Origin of the sequence: Enterococcus sp. C57 (assembly GCF_040887305.1) — a bacterium.
GTDB lineage: Bacteria > Bacillota > Bacilli > Lactobacillales > Enterococcaceae > Enterococcus_B > Enterococcus_B hirae.
Genome location: NZ_JBFOFP010000008.1, coordinates 112573 through 134360, shown reverse-complemented (window position 1 = coordinate 134360; position 21788 = coordinate 112573). Strand labels below are relative to the sequence as shown.

16 protein-coding genes are annotated in these 21788 nt (G+C 38.4%); 11 read left to right on the top strand and 5 right to left on the bottom strand.

Annotated elements, in window-relative coordinates; all coding sequences use genetic code 11:
• The first annotated feature begins 596 nt into the window (after positions 1-596).
• Entirely contained in the window at positions 597-839 is a 243-nt protein-coding gene (locus tag AB5M32_RS10755; RefSeq protein WP_010737226.1) for a hypothetical protein, read from the top strand.
• A gap of 537 nt (positions 840-1376) precedes the next feature.
• Here the strand turns inward: AB5M32_RS10755 and birA are convergent.
• The 4 genes from birA to AB5M32_RS10735 form a co-directional block, all read right to left on the bottom strand.
• A complete protein-coding gene (gene birA, locus AB5M32_RS10750) occupies positions 1377-2339 on the bottom strand; it encodes a bifunctional biotin--[acetyl-CoA-carboxylase] ligase/biotin operon repressor BirA (RefSeq protein WP_178287015.1) in 963 nt (320 codons plus the stop codon).
• Positions 2340-2435: 96 nt separating this feature from the next.
• Positions 2436-3239, bottom strand: a complete 804-nt coding sequence (locus tag AB5M32_RS10745) for an ABC transporter ATP-binding protein (RefSeq protein WP_010720688.1) — start codon at positions 3237-3239, stop codon at positions 2436-2438.
• Entirely contained in the window at positions 3232-4146 is a 915-nt protein-coding gene (locus tag AB5M32_RS10740; RefSeq protein ID WP_010720687.1) for an ABC transporter permease, read from the bottom strand. The genes AB5M32_RS10745 and AB5M32_RS10740 overlap by 8 nt, the downstream gene beginning before the upstream one ends.
• 18 nt (positions 4147-4164) lie before the next feature.
• Entirely contained in the window at positions 4165-5133 is a 969-nt protein-coding gene (locus tag AB5M32_RS10735; RefSeq protein WP_178287017.1) for an ABC transporter substrate-binding protein, read from the bottom strand.
• Positions 5134-5630: 497 nt separating this feature from the next.
• Between AB5M32_RS10735 and AB5M32_RS10730 the strand changes: the two genes are divergently transcribed.
• From AB5M32_RS10730 to msrA, 4 genes are all read left to right on the top strand, one after another.
• The gene (locus AB5M32_RS10730; RefSeq protein ID WP_010720685.1) at positions 5631-5873 is read left to right on the top strand and encodes a hypothetical protein; all 243 of its coding nucleotides are present in this window, start codon (positions 5631-5633) and stop codon (positions 5871-5873) included.
• 5 nt (positions 5874-5878) lie between these two features.
• Positions 5879-9496, top strand: coding sequence for a DNA-directed RNA polymerase subunit beta (gene rpoB, locus AB5M32_RS10725; protein ID WP_010720684.1), 3618 nt, complete (start codon positions 5879-5881; stop codon positions 9494-9496).
• A gap of 79 nt (positions 9497-9575) precedes the next feature.
• Positions 9576-13229: a DNA-directed RNA polymerase subunit beta' gene (rpoC, locus tag AB5M32_RS10720; protein WP_010720683.1), complete on the top strand. Its 3654-nt coding sequence runs from the start codon at positions 9576-9578 to the stop codon at positions 13227-13229.
• A gap of 988 nt (positions 13230-14217) precedes the next feature.
• Positions 14218-14742: a peptide-methionine (S)-S-oxide reductase MsrA gene (gene msrA / locus AB5M32_RS10715; protein WP_088745615.1), complete on the top strand. Its 525-nt coding sequence runs from the start codon at positions 14218-14220 to the stop codon at positions 14740-14742.
• Between the two features lie 308 nt (positions 14743-15050).
• Here msrA and AB5M32_RS10710 read toward each other — a convergent pair whose 3' ends face one another.
• Positions 15051-15728, bottom strand: coding sequence for an A24 family peptidase (locus AB5M32_RS10710; RefSeq protein WP_178287019.1), 678 nt, complete (start codon positions 15726-15728; stop codon positions 15051-15053).
• Positions 15729-15800: 72 nt separating this feature from the next.
• On the opposite strand from AB5M32_RS10710, the gene AB5M32_RS10705 reads away from it, so the two are divergent.
• From AB5M32_RS10705 to AB5M32_RS10680, 6 genes are all read left to right on the top strand, one after another.
• Positions 15801-17342, top strand: a complete 1542-nt coding sequence (locus AB5M32_RS10705; protein ID WP_178287021.1) for a gluconokinase — start codon at positions 15801-15803, stop codon at positions 17340-17342.
• 190 nt (positions 17343-17532) lie between these two features.
• On the top strand, positions 17533-18000 hold the full coding sequence (locus tag AB5M32_RS10700) for a DNA starvation/stationary phase protection protein (protein ID WP_010720679.1): 468 nt from the start codon (positions 17533-17535) through the stop codon (positions 17998-18000).
• A gap of 304 nt (positions 18001-18304) precedes the next feature.
• The gene (gene rplM / locus AB5M32_RS10695; RefSeq protein ID WP_034686358.1) at positions 18305-18733 is read left to right on the top strand and encodes a 50S ribosomal protein L13; all 429 of its coding nucleotides are present in this window, start codon (positions 18305-18307) and stop codon (positions 18731-18733) included.
• Between the two features lie 15 nt (positions 18734-18748).
• Positions 18749-19141 (top strand): 30S ribosomal protein S9, encoded by a 393-nt coding sequence (rpsI, locus tag AB5M32_RS10690; protein ID WP_002287505.1) that lies wholly within the window; start codon positions 18749-18751, stop codon positions 19139-19141.
• Positions 19142-19359: 218 nt separating this feature from the next.
• Positions 19360-21303, top strand: a complete 1944-nt coding sequence (locus AB5M32_RS10685) for a transcription antiterminator (protein ID WP_178287023.1) — start codon at positions 19360-19362, stop codon at positions 21301-21303.
• Between the two features lies 1 nt (position 21304).
• The gene (locus tag AB5M32_RS10680) at positions 21305-21766 is read left to right on the top strand and encodes a PTS sugar transporter subunit IIA (RefSeq protein WP_178287025.1); all 462 of its coding nucleotides are present in this window, start codon (positions 21305-21307) and stop codon (positions 21764-21766) included.
• The last annotated feature ends 22 nt before the right edge of the window (positions 21767-21788 follow it).

Sequence of the window (21788 nt, the reverse complement as noted above, 5' to 3'; positions counted from 1 at the left end):
TTTATTTTAGAAAAATATTGGATCTATTTCAATCACTTTACTTCTTTTGGCTTTTTTCCAATAATTTGTATTACTTCTTTATTTGGAAGATCGGTCTAAAGTTTATTCTTTAATTTTACCAATTTTTTTTATTTTTAGAAAAAATAGTTGTCAAAGAGTATTGAGAAGAAAGTATGCTAATAATAGATGCCAGTGAAATCAGAGGACTTTGCTGTTGCTGTCTGAAATTTACTTAACTTTAGGCATGTACTTATAAGTGAGACTTTGTATACACAGAAAGTCGTTATCTGTATAAAAGGAGGGATCAGACTATAGGTTACAATCTTTAACTGACTATTCGTAGTTTTGGGGGAAACGACGAATAGATTTTAAATAACATTCAGCCGGTTTTCTATTTAGGAAATCGGTTTTTTTATAACTGGATGACAAATCTAAAAGGTAAGAGTGAAAAAAAGAAATTTTAACGTGTATTATTCATTAAAACAACTATTTTGCGAAACAATCTTTCCTAATTTTGAAAATAATTGTTCTGGACCAAGACTAAAAATATGTTATATTCACTAGTGAAGAAATACAATTAGAAAGGAAGATGTTGAGTGAAAAAACGATTAACAACGGATTTAACCAGAGTAGATGTAAATAAGATTTTAACCCGAATGATCAGTAAAAAAAATCATTTCTCATTTGAAGATATTGAAAAAGAATGTCAAAAACCGTTAACCACGGCGGATAAATTTCTAATTAGGACACTTGTTGTCAAAAAATTTAAGCTGAATGTAGAATATCTTTCATCTAATCAGTTAAAATTTTATCGTGTAAACAAAGAAGCGTGTTTGTAAGTCCTTTTTGTACATAATAAAATCAAAAATGTTGCAATACCATACAAAATAACACAGACCTTAAAGAATAAGGTAAGATAGAACCAGAAAGAGAAAAGGAGGAGAGCTGGGAAAGAAAAAGTGTTGTTGTGTATGGATCAAGAAGTAGCATGTTTGATTGAACAAGATTTTGGGGAAATCCGTTTAATGAAACATTATATATTGGGGAAGCGACAAATAGTAAGTAGAAGTCATACTTATATGACAGAATAGCATCAGAAAAACAGACCTTTTATAGGTGGAAGTTTGTCTGTGGCTTTTGATTGAAGCATTCGATACATCAGATCAATGATATTGCAGTTGTATAAAAAAGCACATAGAGGTTTAAAAATTGTGTAGCATTTTTGTTATGAACAGCAATAGCACATAGAATAACAACTTCATTTTACAACTCGCTAAATGAAGGGGCTATGAAGTATTCTGCGAGATCACATAAAAAAGGAACCACCATTGATGAAGAAAGGGATGGGCATTTTTGCCCATCCCTTTCTTTTTGACTTACTCAATGGAGGTTAAACTAATTTCGCCAGAAAAAAGAGTGAGAAATTGGTCTTCTACTTGCACGATCAACTCTCCATGTTCTCCGATTTCTTTAGCAATCCCAGTATAATGCTGCCCTTTCTGGGTGAACTGTACTTTTTTTCCAAGAACGAAAGACTTTTCACGATAAAGTGTTAAGTATTCGTCTGTGGGTTCTGAAAGATAGTGAAAGAAATTTTTCCAAATTTGACTAATCAATTGATTCCGTGTGATGGATTTCTGACCATCAGGGAAAAGAGACGTTGCTTTCTTTTGAATGGTTTCAGGAAACTGTTTTTGCGGGATGGAAAAATTTAGGCCAATGCCAATAATGATCGAACTGATCCCGCCAGTTTCCATGTCACTGATTGCTTCAGATAAAATCCCGCTAATTTTTTTTCCATTTAAATAAAGATCATTGACCCATTTGATCGAAGGGTCTTTTTTAGTCAATTCTTGAATGGCTTTCACGCATGCACTTGCTGCAATAACTGTATATTGGGGCAATTCATCAAATCGTTGATTGGGATGGATCAATAAGCTCATATAAATGCCTTGTCCAGGGGCTGCAAAAAAAGGGCGTCCAAATCGGCCGTGTGCCTGTTCTTGGGTATCGGCGATAAAAAGAGCGGGTCCGATTTCTTTGGTTGCCGCAAGCTTAGCATCTTTCATCGTAGATTCTGATCGTTCTTGTACCGACACCGTTAAATCTGGTATCCAAGGTTCTAATGCTTGGCGAATTTCTTGGGCATCTAACACATCAGAAGGAAGATAACGGTATCCCTTAGCTTGATGCTCAAAACGATAACCTGTTTTTTCTAATTCTTTGATTGCTTTCCAAATACTGGTACGTGACACTTGTAATTGCTGGGCCATTTTTTCACCTGATAAAAAATCAGGAGATTCTTTTAATAGTTGGAGTACTTTGTCTTTTGTCGTCATCCATTGCAACTCCTTTCATGTAGTATTGTATCAATAAGAAAGCAGAAAACAAATGAGAAATTTGTCAGTTGTTATGGAAGTGACAACAGATGATTGCTAACTTAAAAGTACTTGGTCGTCTTTCAATGCAGCGCCACTATTTTGTTTGAACATTTCTAGTAGCTGAGGGACAGTCAAATGTTGTTTTTCTGCCTGTTGAATATCCACGACGATTTGCCCTTGGTGTAGCATGATCAATCGATTTCCGTAGCGGATGGCATCTTCCATATCATGGGTGACCATGAAAGCCGTCAAGTGCTGTTCGCTAATTAATTTGTCCGTTAGTTCCATCACCGTTTTTGAAGTTGCCGGGTCGAGGGCTGCAGTATGTTCGTCTAATAAAATCAATTCAGGACGTTGTAAAGTAGCCATTAATAAAGTGATCGCTTGACGCTGTCCTCCAGAAAGCAAGCCGATTTCAGTGGTCAAACGATTTTCTAACCCAAGATTCAAGCGTGCGAGATGTTCCTTGAAGAAGGAACGATCTTGCGGCTTGACTCCTCGGAAAAAGCCACGTTTTTTACCACGTTTCATTGCTAGTGCTAAATTTTCTTCCACCGTCAATCGGACAGCAGTGCCTAATTTAGGGTCTTGAAAGACACGACTGATTTCTTTGGAGCGAGCAACCACTGACTTTTTGGTGATATCTTTGCCATTCAATAAAATCTTCCCTTGATCCACTGGAAAAGAACCAGCAATACTGTTCAATAGTGTCGATTTACCTGCACCATTTCCGCCAATAATTGTTACGAAATCGCCTTGTTTCAACGAGAGATTAACTCCTTTTAGCACATGGTTTTCATTGATGGTTCCTTTTTCAAACGTATGGTGGATAGATTGAAGTGTTAAAACATCAGTCATTGATAGATCCTCCTTTTGCTTTCGTACGCTTAGGTAACTTTAATTTTTGTTGGATTTGTGGAAAAGATAAACAGATAACCAGAACAAGTGCAGAAGCTAATTTTGAATCGCTTGGTTGAACGTTCAACTCAAAAACTAACGCTAAGATAAAACGATAGATCACGGCGCCTAAAATAATTGTCAATAATCGAAGAAGCAATGGTTGGTTTCGAAAGAGGACTTCAGCGATGATGATTGAAGCCAAGCCAATCACGATCGTACCGATCCCAGAGTTTAAATCAGCAAAGCCATTGTTTTGTGCAAGCAACGAACCAGATAGAGCAATACAGCCATTTGAGATCATATACCCAATGATTTTCATCGTATCGGTGTTGATGCCGTTTGCTTCACTCATTGCTAAATTATCGCCAGTCGCTCGAATCGCCAACCCCGTTTCTGTCCGTAAAAATAAAACAAGCAACGTGACAACGATCAATGCGACAAGTAAGCCAGCAATCAATACAGCATTTTCCTTTGAAACACCGAGTGATTCTGCCCATGTAAAGACGGTTTTTTGTCCTAATAATGAAAGATTAGGTGCGCCCATGATCCGTGAGGTAACGGAATATAAGCCAGTCATCGTGATGATTCCAGCTAGAAGTGCCGGAATCTTAAGTTTGGTATGGAGCAATCCTGAAACTAAGCCAGCTGCTGCGCCTCCCAAAAATCCTAAGAGGCAAGCAACGATCGGGGAAAGTCCATTAGTGATACTGACAGCAGCAATCCCAGCACCTAAAGGGAAACTGCCTTCAGCTGTTAAATCAGCGATATCTAGAATACGAAAAGTAAGGAAGACACCGATTGCCAGCAATGCCCAAAGCACGCCTTGTGAAGCAGAAGATAAAAAGATACTTATTAAATTAGTCATGATTGTCCTCCTGTAAAATTATTCAGTCTCTTTGATTGTTGTTGGATCGATCCCAAGGGCTTTGGCCATGTCTTTATTGACATATAAGGAAAGATCATCTGCTGATTCAACCGGTAATTCACTTGGTTTTTTGCCAGCTAAGATCTTAGCAGCCATTTCGCCTGTTTGCCGCCCTAACTCTTCATAATCAATCCCAACAGTCGCTAAGCCACCTTCTTTGACTTGATCCACGGAACCAGCAACGATCGGTGTTTTTGTTTCTTTGGCTACTTCACCGATAACGCTAGCAGCACTGGCGAATGTATTATCCGTTGGGATGTAGATACCGTCGACATCTTTGGCTAAACTTTTTGTCACTTGTTGAACATCATTGGTGGAGTTTGCCGTCAATACTTTGACTTTCACTCCGGCTTTTTTCAATGTTTTCTCGGCTAAGTCTCCTTGGATTTTGGAATTTGCTTCCCCGTTGTTGTACATGATCCCGATCGTTTTTGCTTTTGGCACGATCTGTAATAATAGTTCGATTTGTTTTTCGATCGGTACCATATCCGTTGTACCAGTCACATTTCCACCAGGTTTGTCATTAGAAGAAACTAAGTGTGCTTTTTCTAAGTCGGTAACTGCTGTCACTGTAATAGGAATCGTAGTTGTTTCATTAAGGAGTGATTGCGCAGCTGGAGTTGCAATCCCTAATAATAAGTCGGGTTGGTCTTTCACTAATTTTTCACTCATGCTTTTTAGATTGTCTTGATTGTTTTGCGCATTTTGATAGTTGATTGTTAAATTGTCGCCTTCTTTATAGCCATTTTCTGCTAGCCCTTCTTTGAACCCTTTATATGTAGCATCTAATGAATTGTGTTGAACCAGTTGTAAAACACCGATTGTTTTCGAGTCATCCGATTTTGCTGCGGAACTATTTGCAGTTCCACATCCACCAAGTGCTAGTAATAATGTTGCGCCTAATCCGATCAATAAATTTTTTTTCATTTCTTTTTCCTCCTTCAATTTTGAAAACAAAAAATCCATTTAGACAAAACGTCTAAATGGATTGAGTATCGAAAGAGTATGTAAGTAAGAAATCGTGATTACTTTGTACTTTTCGCTTAGCCACTTAACGTAATGTCTACGTGGCTTTTGCGTAATACAAAGTTCTTTAGCCATCATAGATACAAACCAGTTGTTTGGTGTTTGTATCCATAATTCATGAATACAAACCTATCTAAAGTAGCTAAAGTAAAAGTTATTCAATTGTGTCGGGATAAGTTGTATATTCGGTTTTTGCATAAATAAATCCTCCACAAATAATAAATTTTCCTAAGTATAGCGGAGATGTAAGGGGATTGTCAAGACGAACATTCAGAAAATTCTCAAAATCCGTGAATGTTTATTCGATATATTATAGTAAGAAAAGTTTAAGAAAAGATGATGAAAAGAGGAGGGAAACGCCAGGAAGTGTTGACTTTTATGAAAAAAGAGTGTAATATATGAAGTTGCAAAAACTATCTGATGAAGTAAAGGCAGAAACGAAATATTGTCCGTTTCGGCTTTATAATAAGGAAACAAAAATAGAAGCGCATGAAGAAATGGTTTCAAAAGAATGCTCTATTTTTGGTTTTTTTTTGCCTAAAAGCCGCAAAAAATGTCTATTGTTATCTAAATATAATATTTTTAATATTATTGTAACAATTGATCGGGTAGTCTTTTTGAATGACATTTTAGAGGGGTGAAGAGCTTGGCTGGACACGTAGTAAAGTACGGAAAACATCGCGAACGTAGAAGTTTCGCACGAATCAGTGAAGTGTTGGAATTACCAAATTTGATCGAAATTCAAACAGACTCTTACCAATGGTTCCTAGATGAAGGACTAAGAGAAATGTTTGAAGACATTTTGCCAATTGATGACTTCAATGGCAATCTATCTTTGGAATTTGTGGATTATGAATTGAAAGAACCTAAGTATACGGTAGCAGAAGCACGCGCACATGATGCAAATTACTCTGCACCATTACATGTAACGTTACGTCTAACAAACCGTGAGACAGGTGAAATCAAAGCGCAAGAAGTCTTCTTCGGTGATTTCCCATTAATGACTGAACAAGGAACATTCATTATCAACGGAGCAGAACGAGTAATCGTTTCTCAGTTAGTGCGTTCACCTGGTGTGTACTTCCATGGAAAAGTAGACAAAAACGGAAAAGAAGGTTTCGGTTCAACTGTGATCCCGAACCGTGGTGCATGGTTAGAAATGGAAACTGATGCAAAAGATATTTCTTACGTACGTATTGATCGTACCCGTAAGATTCCTTTGACTGTGTTAGTTCGTGCCCTAGGGTTTGGATCGGATGATACCATCTTTGAAATCTTTGGTGACAGTGAAACGTTACGTAATACAGTTGAAAAAGACTTGCACAAAAATGCAAGTGATTCAAGAACAGAAGAAGGATTAAAAGACGTTTACGAACGTCTACGTCCAGGCGAGCCTAAGACAGCCGATAGTTCTCGGAACTTATTGAATGCTCGTTTCTTCGATCCAAAACGCTACGACTTAGCCAACGTTGGTCGTTATAAAGTAAATAAAAAATTAGACTTGAAAACACGTCTATTGAACTTAACATTAGCAGAAACATTGGTTGATCCAGAAACTGGTGAAATCATCGTTGAAAAAGGAACTGTGTTGACTCACCAAGTGATGGAAACATTAGCACCTTTCATTGATAATGGATTGAATTCAGTGACTTACTATCCATCAGAAGATGGTGTTGTGACTGATCCAATGACTGTTCAAGTGATCAAAGTCTTTTCACCAAAAGATCCAGAACGTGAAGTGAATGTGATCGGTAACGGTTATCCTGAATCAGCTGTGAAAACTGTTCGTCCGGCAGACATCATCGCATCAATGAGTTATTTCTTAAACTTGATGGAAGGGATCGGCAACGTGGACGATATCGACCACTTAGGAAATCGTCGTATCCGTTCAGTCGGTGAATTACTGCAAAACCAATTCCGTATCGGTTTAGCTCGGATGGAACGTGTCGTACGTGAAAGAATGTCGATCCAAGATACAGAAACTTTGACACCACAACAATTGATCAATATCCGTCCAGTGGTTGCAAGTATCAAAGAATTCTTTGGTTCTTCTCAGTTGTCTCAGTTCATGGATCAAACGAACCCACTTGGGGAATTGACACACAAACGTCGTCTTTCAGCCTTAGGACCTGGTGGTTTGACTCGTGACCGAGCTGGTTATGAAGTTCGTGACGTTCACTATTCTCACTATGGCCGTATGTGTCCGATTGAAACGCCTGAAGGACCAAATATCGGGTTGATCAATAGTTTATCTAGCTATGCGAAAGTTAATAAATTTGGATTTATCGAAACTCCTTACCGTCGTGTTGATCGTGAAACTGGTCGTGTAACGGATCAAATCGACTATCTAACAGCTGACATCGAAGACCACTACATCGTTGCCCAAGCAAATAGCCCATTAAATGAAGATGGTACTTTTGCACAAGACGTGGTTATGGCTCGTGCGCAAAGTGAAAACTTAGAAGTTTCAATCGATAAAGTCGATTATATGGACGTATCACCTAAACAAGTAGTTGCGGTAGCGACAGCATGTATTCCTTTCTTGGAAAACGATGACTCCAACCGTGCCTTGATGGGTGCCAACATGCAGCGTCAAGCAGTGCCATTGATCAATCCACAAGCACCATGGGTTGGTACTGGTATGGAATATAAATCAGCTCATGACTCAGGAGCTGCTTTGCTATGTAAACATGATGGTGTCGTTGAATTTGTGGATGCCTCTGAGATTCGTGTTCGTCGTGACAACGGTGCATTAGATAAATACGCTGTAACAAAATTCCGTCGTTCAAACTCAGGAACAAGCTACAACCAACGCCCAATCGTTCATTTAGGCGAAAAAGTTGAAAAAGGCGATACTTTAGCAGATGGACCTTCAATGGAACAAGGTGAAATGGCGCTAGGACAAAACGTTTTAGTTGGTTTCATGACTTGGGAAGGTTACAACTATGAAGATGCGATCATCATGAGCCGTCGTCTTGTGAAAGACGATGTCTATACTTCGATCCACATCGAAGAATATGAATCAGAAGCTCGTGATACAAAATTAGGACCTGAAGAAATCACTCGTGAAATCCCTAACGTTGGGGAAGATGCTTTGAAAGATCTAGACGAGATGGGTATTATCCGTATCGGTGCGGAAGTCCAAGATGGTGACTTGCTAGTTGGTAAAGTAACACCAAAAGGGGTAACCGAGTTATCAGCTGAAGAACGTCTTTTACATGCGATCTTTGGTGAAAAAGCTCGTGAAGTCCGTGATACTTCATTACGTGTACCACACGGTGGTGGCGGGATCGTCCACGACGTAAAAATCTTTACTCGTGAAGCCGGCGATGAATTATCACCAGGCGTAAACATGCTTGTACGTGTGTATATCGTTCAAAAACGTAAAATCCATGAAGGAGATAAGATGGCCGGACGTCATGGTAATAAAGGGGTTGTATCCCGTATCATGCCGGAAGAAGATATGCCATTCTTACCAGATGGAACACCAATCGATATCATGTTGAATCCTTTAGGGGTGCCATCACGGATGAATATCGGACAAGTATTGGAATTGCATTTAGGGATGGCTGCTCGTCAGTTAGGTATCCATGTTGCAACACCAGTATTTGATGGTGCAAGTGATGAGGACGTTTGGGAAACGGTTCGTGAAGCTGGTATGGCCAGCGATGCGAAAACCATCCTTTATGACGGACGTACAGGTGAACCATTTGACGGCCGAGTGTCTGTCGGTGTCATGTACATGATCAAACTTGCTCACATGGTTGATGATAAATTGCATGCTCGTTCAATCGGACCTTACTCATTGGTTACACAACAACCATTGGGTGGTAAAGCACAATTTGGTGGACAACGTTTTGGGGAAATGGAAGTTTGGGCTTTGGAAGCTTACGGTGCCGCTTATACCTTACAAGAAATCTTGACATACAAATCAGATGATGTAGTTGGTCGTGTGAAAACTTATGAAGCGATCGTCAAAGGCGAACCAATTCCAAAACCAGGTGTACCAGAATCATTCCGAGTATTAGTAAAAGAATTACAATCACTAGGATTAGACATGCGTGTCTTGGATATCAAAGATTCTGAAATCGAACTCCGTGATATGGATGACGAAGATGATGATTTGATCACTGTAGATGCTTTGACAAAATTTGCTGAACAGCAAACAGCCAAAGAATTAGAAAAGAAAGCTGCTGAACAAGTGGAAGATGAAAGACAAGATATCATCCAAAACTTTGAAACCGCAGAAGATAACTTAGACTAATCCGGTCTATGAGCTGTAAGGCGGTCGATGATCAGCCGCCTTGCGGTTTTGCCATTAAACGAAATGGAGGGAACCCCTTTTGATCGATGTAAATAAATTCGAAAGTATGCAAATAGGTTTGGCTTCTCCCGAAAAAATCAGAAGCTGGTCTTATGGTGAAGTAAAAAAACCTGAGACGATTAACTATCGTACCTTAAAACCTGAACGCGAAGGGTTGTTCTGTGAGCGGATTTTTGGTCCTACGAAAGACTGGGAATGTGCCTGCGGAAAATACAAACGTATCCGTTATAAAGGAATCGTTTGTGACCGATGCGGTGTTGAAGTGACACGTTCAAAAGTTCGTCGCGAACGTATGGGTCACATTGAATTAGCAGCACCTGTTTCACATATCTGGTACTTTAAAGGAATTCCTTCTCGTATGGGACTTGTTTTAGACATGAGTCCTCGTGCCTTAGAAGAAATCATTTATTTTGCTTCATATGTGGTTATCGAACCAGGAAATACCAACTTAGAGAAAAAACAATTGTTGACAGAACGTGAATACCGCGAAAAACGTGAACAATATGGACAAGAATTCCAAGCAGCAATGGGTGCAGAAGCAATCAAACAATTACTAGATAGTGTTGATTTAGATGCTGAAGCAGCTGAATTGAAAGAAGAATTGAAATCTGCCCAAGGGCAAAAACGGACTCGTGCGATCCGCCGTTTGGACATTTTAGAAGCTTTCCGTGCTTCAGGAAATGAACCAAGTTGGATGGTTATGGACGTTATTCCAGTTATTCCACCAGATTTACGACCAATGGTGCAATTAGAAGGTGGACGTTTTGCAACAAGTGACTTGAATGATCTTTATCGTCGAGTAATCAACCGTAATAACCGTTTGAAACGCTTGTTAGATTTGAATGCTCCAGGAATCATCGTCCAAAATGAAAAACGGATGTTACAAGAAGCTGTTGATGCGTTGATCGATAATGGTCGTCGTGGCCGTCCAGTTACTGGACCAGGTAACCGTCCATTGAAATCTCTTTCTCACATGTTGAAAGGGAAACAAGGTCGTTTCCGTCAAAACTTACTTGGTAAACGTGTTGACTATTCAGGCCGTTCCGTTATCGTTGTAGGACCTTTCTTGAAAATGTATCAATGTGGATTGCCAAAAGAAATGGCGATCGAACTATTTAAACCATTTGTGATGCGTGAATTGGTTCAACGTGAACTAGCTTCTAACATCAAAAATGCGAAACGTAAAATCGAACGTCAAGAAGACGAAGTTTGGGATGTCTTGGAAGACGTAATCAAAGAACACCCAGTATTACTTAACCGGGCACCTACGCTACACAGACTTGGTATCCAAGCATTTGAACCTGTTTTAGTACAAGGTCGTGCGATTCGTTTACACCCACTTGTATGTGAAGCTTATAATGCCGACTTTGATGGAGACCAAATGGCCGTTCACGTACCATTGAACGAAGAAGCACAAGCGGAAGCTCGTATGTTGATGCTAGCTGCTCAAAACATCTTGAATCCAAAAGACGGTAAACCAGTTGTAACACCTTCCCAAGATATGGTTTTAGGTAACTACTACCTAACAATGGAAGAAGAAGGTCGTGAAGGCGAAGGAATGGTCTTCCGTGACCAAAACGAAGCTGTGATCGCATGGCGTAACGGCTACGTTCATTTACACTCACGTATCGGTGTGAACCCTAATTCATTAGGTGAAAAACCATTTACTGACTGGCAAAAAGAACGTACGATGATTACAACTGTTGGTAAGATCATCTTTAATGAGATCATGCCTCCAGAGTTCCCTTACTTGAATGAACCAACAGACTTCAACTTAACGGTACAAACACCGGATAAATATTTTGTTGAAGCAGGTACAGATATTCCTGCGCATATCAAAGAGCAAGAATTAGTCCTACCATTCAAGAAGAAAAATCTAGGAAATATCATTGCGGAAGTCTTCAAACGTTTCAAAGTAACTGAAACTTCTAAGATGCTTGACCGAATGAAAGACTTAGGGTATAAACATTCTACACATGCTGGTATCACAGTAGGTATCGCAGATATCAGTGTACTGAATGAAAAACAAGGAATCATTGAAAATGCCCATAAACAAGTTGAAACAATTACAAAACAATTCCGTCGTGGATTGATTACTGATGACGAACGTTATGAACGAGTAATCGCTGTTTGGAATGCTGCTAAAGATAGCATCCAACAAAAACTGATGGAAGGGTTAGAAGCGAAAAACCCAATCTTCATGATGTCTGACTCTGGAGCCCGTGGTAACATCTCCAACTTTACTCAGCTTGCTGGTATGCGTGGACTGATGGCTGCTCCGAATGGTCGAATCATGGAATTACCGATCATCTCAAACTTCCGTGAAGGACTTTCTGTCTTAGAAATGTTTATCTCTACTCACGGGGCTCGTAAAGGGATGACCGATACTGCCTTGAAGACAGCCGATTCAGGTTACTTGACTCGTCGTTTGGTTGACGTTGCCCAAGACGTTATTATTCGTGAAGAAGATTGTGGAACAGACCGCGGTCTTGAAATCCAAGCGATTCGTGAAGGAAACGAAATCATTGAATCATTAGAAGATCGTTTGATCGGTCGTTACACACGTAAAGAAGTACGTGATCCAGAAACGAACGAATTGATCATCGCTGGTAACCAATTGATTTCAGAAGATATTGCAAAACAAATCGTGGATGCAGGTGTGGAAACTGTAACGATCCGTTCTGTCTTCACATGTAACACGAAACATGGTGTCTGCAAACACTGTTATGGACGTAACTTGGCAACTGGATCTGACGTTGAAGTTGGTGAAGCAGTTGGTACGATCGCCGCTCAATCAATCGGAGAACCAGGTACTCAGTTGACAATGCGTACCTTCCATACCGGTGGGGTAGCCGGAGACGATATCACTCAAGGTCTTCCTCGTGTCCAAGAAATTTTTGAAGCACGTAATCCTAAAGGGCAAGCAGTGATCACTGAAGTAACTGGTGACGTTATCGATATCTCAGAAGATGCTTCAACTCGTACAAAAGAAGTAACAATCAAAGGGAAAACCGATACACGTACGTATACTGTTCCTTATACAGCACGTATGAAAGTCGCTGAAGGCGATATGATCCACCGTGGTGCGCCATTAACGGAAGGTTCAATCGATCCTAAACAATTGTTACAAGTTCGTGATGTATTATCAGTTGAAAACTACTTGCTGCGTGAAGTACAACGTGTATACCGTATGCAAGGGGTAGAAATCGGCGATAAACATATCGAAGTAATGGTTCGACAAATGTTACGTAAAGTCCGTGTAATGGATCCAGGTGATACAGATATCTTACCAGGTACATTGATGGATATTGCTGACTTCAAAGACCAAAACTACAATACATTGGTAGCTGGAGGCGTACCTGCAACATCTCGCCCAGTCCTACTAGGTATTACCAAAGCATCATTAGAAACAAACAGCTTCTTATCTGCTGCATCCTTCCAAGAAACAACTCGTGTCTTGACTGATGCTGCGATCCGAGGCAAAAAAGATCCACTTCTTGGTTTGAAAGAAAATGTTATCATCGGTAAAATCATCCCAGCTGGTACTGGTATGGCACGTTACCGTAACATGGAACCAAAAGAAGTCGGTGTTGCAAGTGAAAATGTTTATAGCATTTCAGACATCGAAGCACAAATGGCTGCAGAAGATGCAATGAATGAACAAACAAAATAATGTGACACCAAACAGAGCTAAGATGAACATCTTAGCTCTGTTTTTTTTTGTCGTACTAAAGTTGATAGAAACAAACGAATTTGAGAATTTGTTCATTACGGACGAGCATTTTTTCTTATTTTTGTACTTCTAGAAAAATAGGTCCATGAATCATTGAATTGCTTAGCAAAACTTGCTAAAGGTTGCTATGCTAGATCAGGTTTGTTCATCGTTCAGGTGAAACTGCTATGTAGGAGCGGATGGGTTGAGATTTTTTCAGATAATAAACGATACATGATCGAGTTTGAACCAAACGTTTCAGTAAGTGATGCGAGTGCTTGTTGAGCTTGAAGTATAAAAACTTCTTCTTGTAGTTGGGAATGTGAGGACGAAGGATGTGTGGTATTGAGAATCAATTTTTCAAGTAGATTTTTTGGGTTGTCTTGATCTACTAGCGTATCTGAATTCTTTACTGACTTACTTGGTAAAATTTGTTGAATTTTATCAGTGAAATTAGTTTTTTGGCATAACGTGTCCCCATGAAGTTAAAAATTTTAGCGGTTGTTAATTCAAAATCTGTGGAAAAGTATAATATAAAAGAACTATCCACAAGGAAAAAGAAAAATCGTTTATTCTCTCCTGTGGAAAAAATAGTTGAGAGAAAAAAGAAAGTTATCCACAAAATAGAATGGAAATAGGAAAAATTGATAAAAATACCGGGAGGGGGTAAAATGAGTGTTTCTTTCAATAAATGTAAAAAATGTGAGAACAATAAATGATGTTTAGGTTTAAGTCTTAGGAGTATTGTATATACTTTTAAATAGATGGATAAAAAAATCAAATCAATGAAAAGATTAGTAAAAAAGAAAATGCTGCAATACTCTATCTTAATAAAGCAAGCAGGTAAGTATAGGAATATCGATTCTTTGTTTATTCGTTTCGAAGGTAAGCAAAACAGTATCACCCTTTTATAAATCAAGGTATGATGAAAGACAAAGGAGGATTTTATATGACGAAAAAAGCAGTTTTTGCAGGTGGTTGTTTTTGGTGCATGGTCAAACCTTTTGAAACACAGCCAGGAATCATAGCGGTAACCTCTGGCTATACGGGGGGACATGTCCCAAATCCTACCTATGAACAAGTAACCACGGGTACGACAGGCCATACGGAAGCGGTAGAAATCGAGTATGATCCGTCTCTTATTTCTTATAAACAGTTAGTCGAAATCTACTGGCAACAAACAGACCCAACGGATGCTTTCGGTCAATTTGCTGATCGCGGAGACTCTTATCGACCGGTCATTTATTATAGCAATGAAGAAGAACGTGAAATCGCTGAAGCATCAAAGAAACAACTACAAGAAAGTGGTCGATTCGATCGTCCGATTGTCACAAAAATCGAACCCCGAAGTGAGTTTTATCCCGCTGAGGAGTATCATCAAGACTATTATAAGAAGAATAAAATCCACTATAATCTTTACCGAGAAGGCTCTGGACGAGGGAGTTTTTTACGTAAACATTGGTCTGGAAAATAAGACACATTGCATTTTGAAGAATTTCAGTTAGGGATAAAAGCTGGTCATGCTTTGGCTTGCTGTGAATTTAGTGGTTTTTATAATTTTTAGGTAAAGTTATCTAAGTGTCAATGGATCGGCCATCTGGTTGATCCATTTTTTTATAAATCAAGGTTCATTATCGTTTGTTGAATGACAGCAAGCAGAAAAAGATACTAAGCTATCAAAAGCGTACGTAATGATGTGCAAATAAGCGAAGCCCGTCAAGTCATTAATCATCATCAGCTAAAAGGCTCGCATCGTTGATAACCAATAAATAGACAACTAAATTACCACACATGAAGGAGAAAAAGTGCGACACTCAAAAAAGGCACAAAAGGTACTCTTTTAGATTTTTTATCGTGAGAGAGAAAAATAAAGAAAAAAAGTAATCCCAATAAACTAGCAAGAAAGAGGAGTTGCATCAGTTGATTGAGAGTTAGACCGCCACTCCAGCTTAAAAGTAATAAAACATCACCTAAACCTAAAAATTCACTCCCGTAACGAGTAAGGAAAAAACTGATCAAGAATAAAACAGCAAAACTAAGCCATTGAAACTCTCCTTTGATCAACCAAGTCATCCATAAGATAAACCAGATAAAATAAAGTGTTCTTCCCTCGATCATCAAATAAAAACTATCCATTAACGATAGTAAAAAGGCTGACAAAAACCAAAAAACAAGTAACCCGTCTGGGCGCTGTGAAAAATAAAATAGCCAAACAGATAAACAACCACCGATACATTCTGCTATAAAATAAATCGGCGAAAGCTTGCAACGACAGTTTCGACAACGAAAACGTTGGTAACAGATGGAAAGCAATGGGACCAATTCATACCAAGCCAATACATGCTGACAGTTGACACAATGAGAACGTGGGTAAATAATAGAGTGTCCTTGTGGCAGGCGTTGTGCCATTAAGCATAAGAACGAACCAATGCAACAACCAATGATAAAATAGAGAAACATAGCGAGGGCCTCCTTTTAAAGAAAGATACGCCAATAACAACCATTTTATTTATTTTTAGTAGAGGTGACAAAATGAAGATTTCGATCGGAGTCGATATCGGTACGACACAAACAAAAGCAGTGGCATTCAACGAACAAGCTGAAGTCATCGCTTCAGCTTATTTCCTTAATCCGATGATCCAAGAAGCACCAGGAATGGCAGAACAAGACCCAGAATTGATCTTCCACGGTGTATGTACAGTAATCAAAGAAGTCGTCAAACAGTTACCTAAGTCGATAACTATAGAAGTGATTGCATTTTCATCAGCGATGCACAGTTTGATTCTGTTAGATGATAATAAACACCCTTTGACCCGTATGATCACTTGGGCAGATAATCGTGCGAAGGTACAGGCTGAAAAACTAAAAAACAGCCAACTAGGGTTTCACTTTTATCAACAGACAGGCACGCCGATCCATCCAATGACGCCACTAGTTAAAATCCATTGGTTAAACGAAACCCAACCAGAACTAACGAAGCAAGTGGCATACTATGTTAGCATAAAAGAATATATCTTTTACCGTTTGTTTGGGCAACTAGTCTGTGACTACAGTACAGCTTCAGGCACAGGTTATTTTGATATCCATCAATTCAAATGGGCAGAAGAAGCGTTAATTTACTTATCAATCACTCAAGAACAACTACCTGAAGTGATGCCGTCAACCACGATACTCAATGGATTATCAAAAGAAATGCAAGAAATCCTAGGATTAGAAAATGATATATCATTTGTTTTAGGTGGTGCAGATGGACCGCTATCTAATTTAGGACTGGGAGCATTTGGAGAAAAGATAGCTGCGTTAACAGTCGGTACCAGTGGGGCATTAAGATTTATTACAGACAAACCACAACTACATCCCGAGATGGAAACCTTCTGTTATGTACTGGATCGTACACACTGGGTAGTCGGTGGCGCAACAAGTAATGGTGCGGGGATTTTTGATTGGGCAAGTCAAACTTTGATGCAAGAAGTAACACAAGCAGCTATTGACCAAGGTGAAAATCCTTACGATGCCCTTTTCTCAGCAATTACGTTTGTCCCACCAGGAGCGAACGGATTACTCTTTCAGCCCTATTTATTAGGAGAACGAGCTCCTCTATGGGAGGCAGAAGCTTCTGGGAGTTTTTTAGGTTTGCAAAGAGACCACACGGAAAAAGAAATGATGCGAGCTATTCTAGAAGGAATTTGTTTCAATTTAAAAAGGATTTTGACAGGAGTTTGTTCAGAAGATCAATTAACAGAAATCAGAGCTACAGGCGGATTCTCACAATCGCCTGTCTTTCGCCAATTAATGGCTGACGTTTTGGGGTATCCGCTCATTTTCCCGGCGGTGTCTGAAGCCTCCGCTTTAGGAGCCGTTTTCTTAGGGTGGCAAAGTATCGGGAAGATCACTGACTTAAGCGAAGCTATAGAAAAAGTACAGCTTGCTTCACAAGTACCAGTTCAACAAACGGTCAAAGAGACATATCAAAAAATCTTTCCGATTTTTGTTGAAACACAAAAACAAGTAGCGGCAACTTATCAGCCTTTAGCACATTTACGTCAAACTTTAAGTACTATGGATGAAAAATAGGATGAAAAAGTAGAATGACGGAATAAGAGAGGAATAGTGTAAGAACTAGAAAAAACGACTAAAGCAATAGAAAGTCTTTTCTAAGAAATGATAGGATGAAAATCGTTCTCAACTAATTGGTTTTATTGTACTTTTGTCTCAAAGTTTACTATGCTTTTATTGTAGACAAAAGTTAGGAGGAGAAAAGAAAATGAAATTTCCACAAACAAAAGAAGTATTAAATCAATTAGTTGCAGACTTGAGTCAAATGTCTGTTGTTGTTCACCAAACACATTGGTATATGCGTGGACCAGGTTTCTTGACATTGCACCCAATGATGGATGAATTTATGGATGACTTGAATGAACAATTAGATGAAATCTCAGAGCGTTTGATCACACTAGATGGTTCTCCTTATTCAACCTTACGTGAATTTGCAGACAACACCAATATTCCTGACGAAGTAGGCAATTGGGATCGGACTATTCCAGAACGCTTGGAAATTCTTGTGAAAGGCTACCGCTATTTGGCAGACCTTTACCAAAAAGGAATTGAAGTAGCTGGCGAGGAAGGCGACGACCCAACACAAGATATTTTTATCGAATTTAAAACAGCGACTGAAAAACGAATCTGGATGATTCAAGCTCATTTAGGAAAAGCTCCAGAAATCGATGCGTAAAATGATCATCAGCTGATGATATTATATAATAGTAGAAAAACTGCGAGGGAAGTTATTTTCCTTGCAGTTTTTATTTTAGAAGAGAAAGAAACGTTCTTCGTTCTAAAAAAGAATGAGTGCATCACAAGGATACGGGCAATAAAAACGAAAGTTTTGGATTGCTAAGAAAAAACGTTGACATTAAGGGGATTAGCAGGTAATATGTTAAATGGTATTGTTTGCCCCACAAAGAGCCCCGGAAACTCGAAGTGTATGTCAAACATCAGAACTTAAATTGGAGGAAACTAACGTGCGTACAACATATATGGCCAAACCAGGCGAAGTAGAACGTAAATGGTATGTAGTAGACGCAACTGATGTTCCATTGGGACGTCTTTCAACAGTTGTTGCATCTGTACTACGTGGTAAAAATAAACCAACTTTCACACCTCATTTGGACACTGGCGATTTCGTCATCGTAATCAATGCAGATAAAGTGAAATTAACAGGTAAAAAAGCGACTGATAAAATTTATTACCGTCACAGCAACTACCCAGGAGGATTGAAATCAATCACTGCTGGTGAATTGCGTGCTAAAAATTCTCGTCGTTTGATCGAAACTTCTGTAAAAGGAATGCTTCCTAAAAATACTTTAGGCCGCAAACAATTTACAAAATTGAATGTATACGCTGGAGCTGAGCATCCACATGCAGCACAACAACCAGAAGTTTTAGACATTACAAACTTAATCTAATAGGAGGGAATTTCATTGGCACAAGTTCAATATATCGGCACAGGCCGTCGTAAAAATGCAGTTGCTCGTGTACGTTTAGTACCAGGAACTGGTAAAATTACTGTAAACAAAAAAGATGTTGAAGAATACATTCCACATGCTGACTTGCGTGAAGTAATCAATCAACCTTTCGCTGTTACTGAAACAAAAGGCGCTTATGACGTATTTGTTAACGTAAACGGTGGAGGCTACGCTGGACAATCAGGAGCTATCCGTCATGGTATCGCTCGTGCATTGCTAGAAGTTGATCCTGACTTCCGTCTAGCTCTTAAACGTGCTGGCTTACTTACTCGTGACGCACGTATGGTTGAACGTAAAAAACCAGGTCTTAAGAAAGCTCGTAAAGCTTCACAGTTCTCAAAACGTTAAGACTACTATTATATCAACGTTTCAGACACTTTCCATTTTTGGAAGGTGTCTTTTTTCATTTTAAATCATCAAAAAATTGTCGTGAGTTTCACCAACATCAAAAAGTATAGGGTCATAATAATCTGTTCCACTTTAATGTGGAACAGATTACGTATTTATCTTTAGGGAGAAAAACTCTATGATATAGACAAGGAAAACGTTTTCTGAGGTGATGATGGATGTTATCAAAGCGCGAGAGTCAGTTAATTGAATTACTTTTAGAGGAGGAGAATTTTCAACCAGCAAGTTTCTTTAGTGAAAAACTCAATGTTTCGAATAAAACAATTTATCAAGATATTCAGAAGCTTGGACAGTTCTTGAATCGTTTTGAGTTAAAAATTGAAAAAAAACCTCGCATTGGGATTTACCTAATTGGAACGTCAACCAAGAAAAATGATGCCAAAATATTTATCACTAGTAAAGAAGCTATGTCAACAGAGGTAAAGTATAGTTCAAATTATCGGAGAGTGTACTTATTCGCCAATCTAATTTTTAAAACGGATAAAAAAAGATATGAGTATTTTGAAAAAAAGTTTTTTGTCAGTATTGCAACTTTACGTAAGGACTATGAGGAAATCATCAAATATTGTCGGTTAGCTGGGATTAGGATTACTTCAAATCATGTAATAGATACACAAAAAACACCTGAAGAGTTGATCCAGCGGACATTTGTTAATTATTTTGAAAAAAACATCGGTGTAGGGAATGAAAAGTGCCAATATCACTTTGTTTTTGATCAAGCGATGGTTAAGTTTGTGGATGATTTTGTAAAGAATTTTTACCAACAGTCTAAGCAGCAACCAACAAATTATATTGTCCATTCACTCAAACTTTCGTTGTTAACTTTGATTGGTCGAGTGAAGCATGGCTATCATTCACAAACAAATAAAAACCCTTTGTTTATCGAAATAAAGAAAATGGAATTATACATGGTAGCACTAGATTTTTCAAATGGGGTCAAAGATGAATTGAATTGTTCCTTTACGATAAATGATCTTTACTTTATTTGTTCGTTGTTTATGGGACATGGAGTGAGACCGTTTGTGAATCTGGCAACCCATAGTCAACAAATCATGGAGACTACCAAACAATTTATTCAAGATATGTCGACACTGGTTGAGAAGGATTTGGAGCAAGATAGTCAGCTGCTTCAATCTCTATTTGCCCATATTGAGCCAATGGTTTATCGGTTGCAAATGGGGATTACCATTAAAAATCCTTTAAAAGAGGATATCATTCGACAATACAGCACAATGTATACGCTAACAACTTACTGTATTCCAAAATTGGAAAAAGCAATGGGAATCAGAGTAACGGATGATGAAATTACTTTTTTGACTATTCATTTTCAGTTAGCTTTTGAAAAAATTGTGAATACGAAGCATGTTTTTCTTATTTGTCCAACGGGGTTGGGAACTTCGCAATTATTATTTCAGCGTATTCGTCATAGTTCTCCTAGCACCGTAGTCTATGAAGTGATTGATGTTCAAAAGTTGCAGGATTACAACTTAGATAGTGTCGATTTGATTATTTCAACAGTCAAATTGGAAAATGAGTATCAAACGCCGATTATTTATGTTCGACCATTACCAACGAAAGAAGAAATTGCATTGATTAATCGTCATCTTCTTACCTTGAATCAACAAGACAATACATTTTTACCATCTATTGCACCGGATAAAACGATTTTAAAGAAATATTTGAAGGATGGTTGGATGTTCTTGAATCAAGATTTTGATAGTAGAGAATCTGTACTTTCTTTCATCACTGAGAAATATAAAGAAGAACAATTAGTAAAGGATAATTTTCTTGAGGTTGTACTTCAAAGAGAAAAACTAGGAGCTACCGGACTTTCATCAGGCGTAGCCATCCCACATGCAAATCCTAAATATGTAGTCAAAACAAAAATTTCTATTATCACTCTAAAAAACAAAATTACTTGGGGATATGTGGATGTAAGGGTTGTTTTATTCTTAGCGATTGCAGAAGAAGATATGATTCAAGTGAAAAATATGATTGCACTACTTTATGATGTCTTTGTCTCACCTGAGAGAATAAAAAGTATTGCAAGTAAAGAAACAAGGAATGAGATTATTAACGAAATTATAGGAAAGAGGAAGTAAGATGACGAGTTATTTTGGAAAGAAAATTGCATTATTTCAATCTGAGGTAAAGAGTCAGAATGAAGCTTTATCAATTATTGCAACTTGTCTATATCAAACAGGTTTAGTGAAGGATTCGTTTGCAGAGAATGTACTGAAAAGAGAAGAAGTGTTTCCTACTGGCTTATTAATCAATGATGTTGGGATTGCTATACCACATACGGATGCAGAACACGTGAATGATTCTCAAATTGCATTTATGTCATTGAAAACACCAGTAACTTTTTATGAAATGGGAACTGCAGATAAGGAAATTTCAGTCAGCTTGATCTTCATGTTAGCGTTGAAAGAACCACATGCACAGTTAGAAATGTTACAGAAGTTAATTACGATGTTTCAAAAAAAAGAGGTGGTTCAAAAGCTTCGAGCTGTAAATAATACTGAGGAGTATTATCACATTATTGAAAAAGAAGGATTCGTTTAATAACCATTTTGAGGGGGAGCAT

Coding starts and splice junctions, on each gene's coding strand:
- AB5M32_RS10740 (WP_010720687.1), bottom strand. CDS start 4,146: ATGACTAATTTAATAAGTATCTTTTTATCTTCTGCTTCACAAGGCGTG.
- AB5M32_RS10700 (WP_010720679.1), top strand. CDS start 17,533: ATGAAATTTCCACAAACAAAAGAAGTATTAAATCAATTAGTTGCAGAC.
- AB5M32_RS10745 (WP_010720688.1), bottom strand. CDS start 3,239: ATGACTGATGTTTTAACACTTCAATCTATCCACCATACGTTTGAAAAA.
- birA (WP_178287015.1), bottom strand. CDS start 2,339: ATGACGACAAAAGACAAAGTACTCCAACTATTAAAAGAATCTCCTGAT.
- msrA (WP_088745615.1), top strand. CDS start 14,218: ATGACGAAAAAAGCAGTTTTTGCAGGTGGTTGTTTTTGGTGCATGGTC.
- rplM (WP_034686358.1), top strand. CDS start 18,305: ATGGCCAAACCAGGCGAAGTAGAACGTAAATGGTATGTAGTAGACGCA.
- AB5M32_RS10730 (WP_010720685.1), top strand. CDS start 5,631: ATGAAGTTGCAAAAACTATCTGATGAAGTAAAGGCAGAAACGAAATAT.
- AB5M32_RS10710 (WP_178287019.1), bottom strand. CDS start 15,728: ATGTTTCTCTATTTTATCATTGGTTGTTGCATTGGTTCGTTCTTATGC.
- AB5M32_RS10685 (WP_178287023.1), top strand. CDS start 19,360: ATGTTATCAAAGCGCGAGAGTCAGTTAATTGAATTACTTTTAGAGGAG.
- AB5M32_RS10735 (WP_178287017.1), bottom strand. CDS start 5,133: ATGAAAAAAAATTTATTGATCGGATTAGGCGCAACATTATTACTAGCA.
- AB5M32_RS10680 (WP_178287025.1), top strand. CDS start 21,305: ATGACGAGTTATTTTGGAAAGAAAATTGCATTATTTCAATCTGAGGTA.
- AB5M32_RS10705 (WP_178287021.1), top strand. CDS start 15,801: ATGAAGATTTCGATCGGAGTCGATATCGGTACGACACAAACAAAAGCA.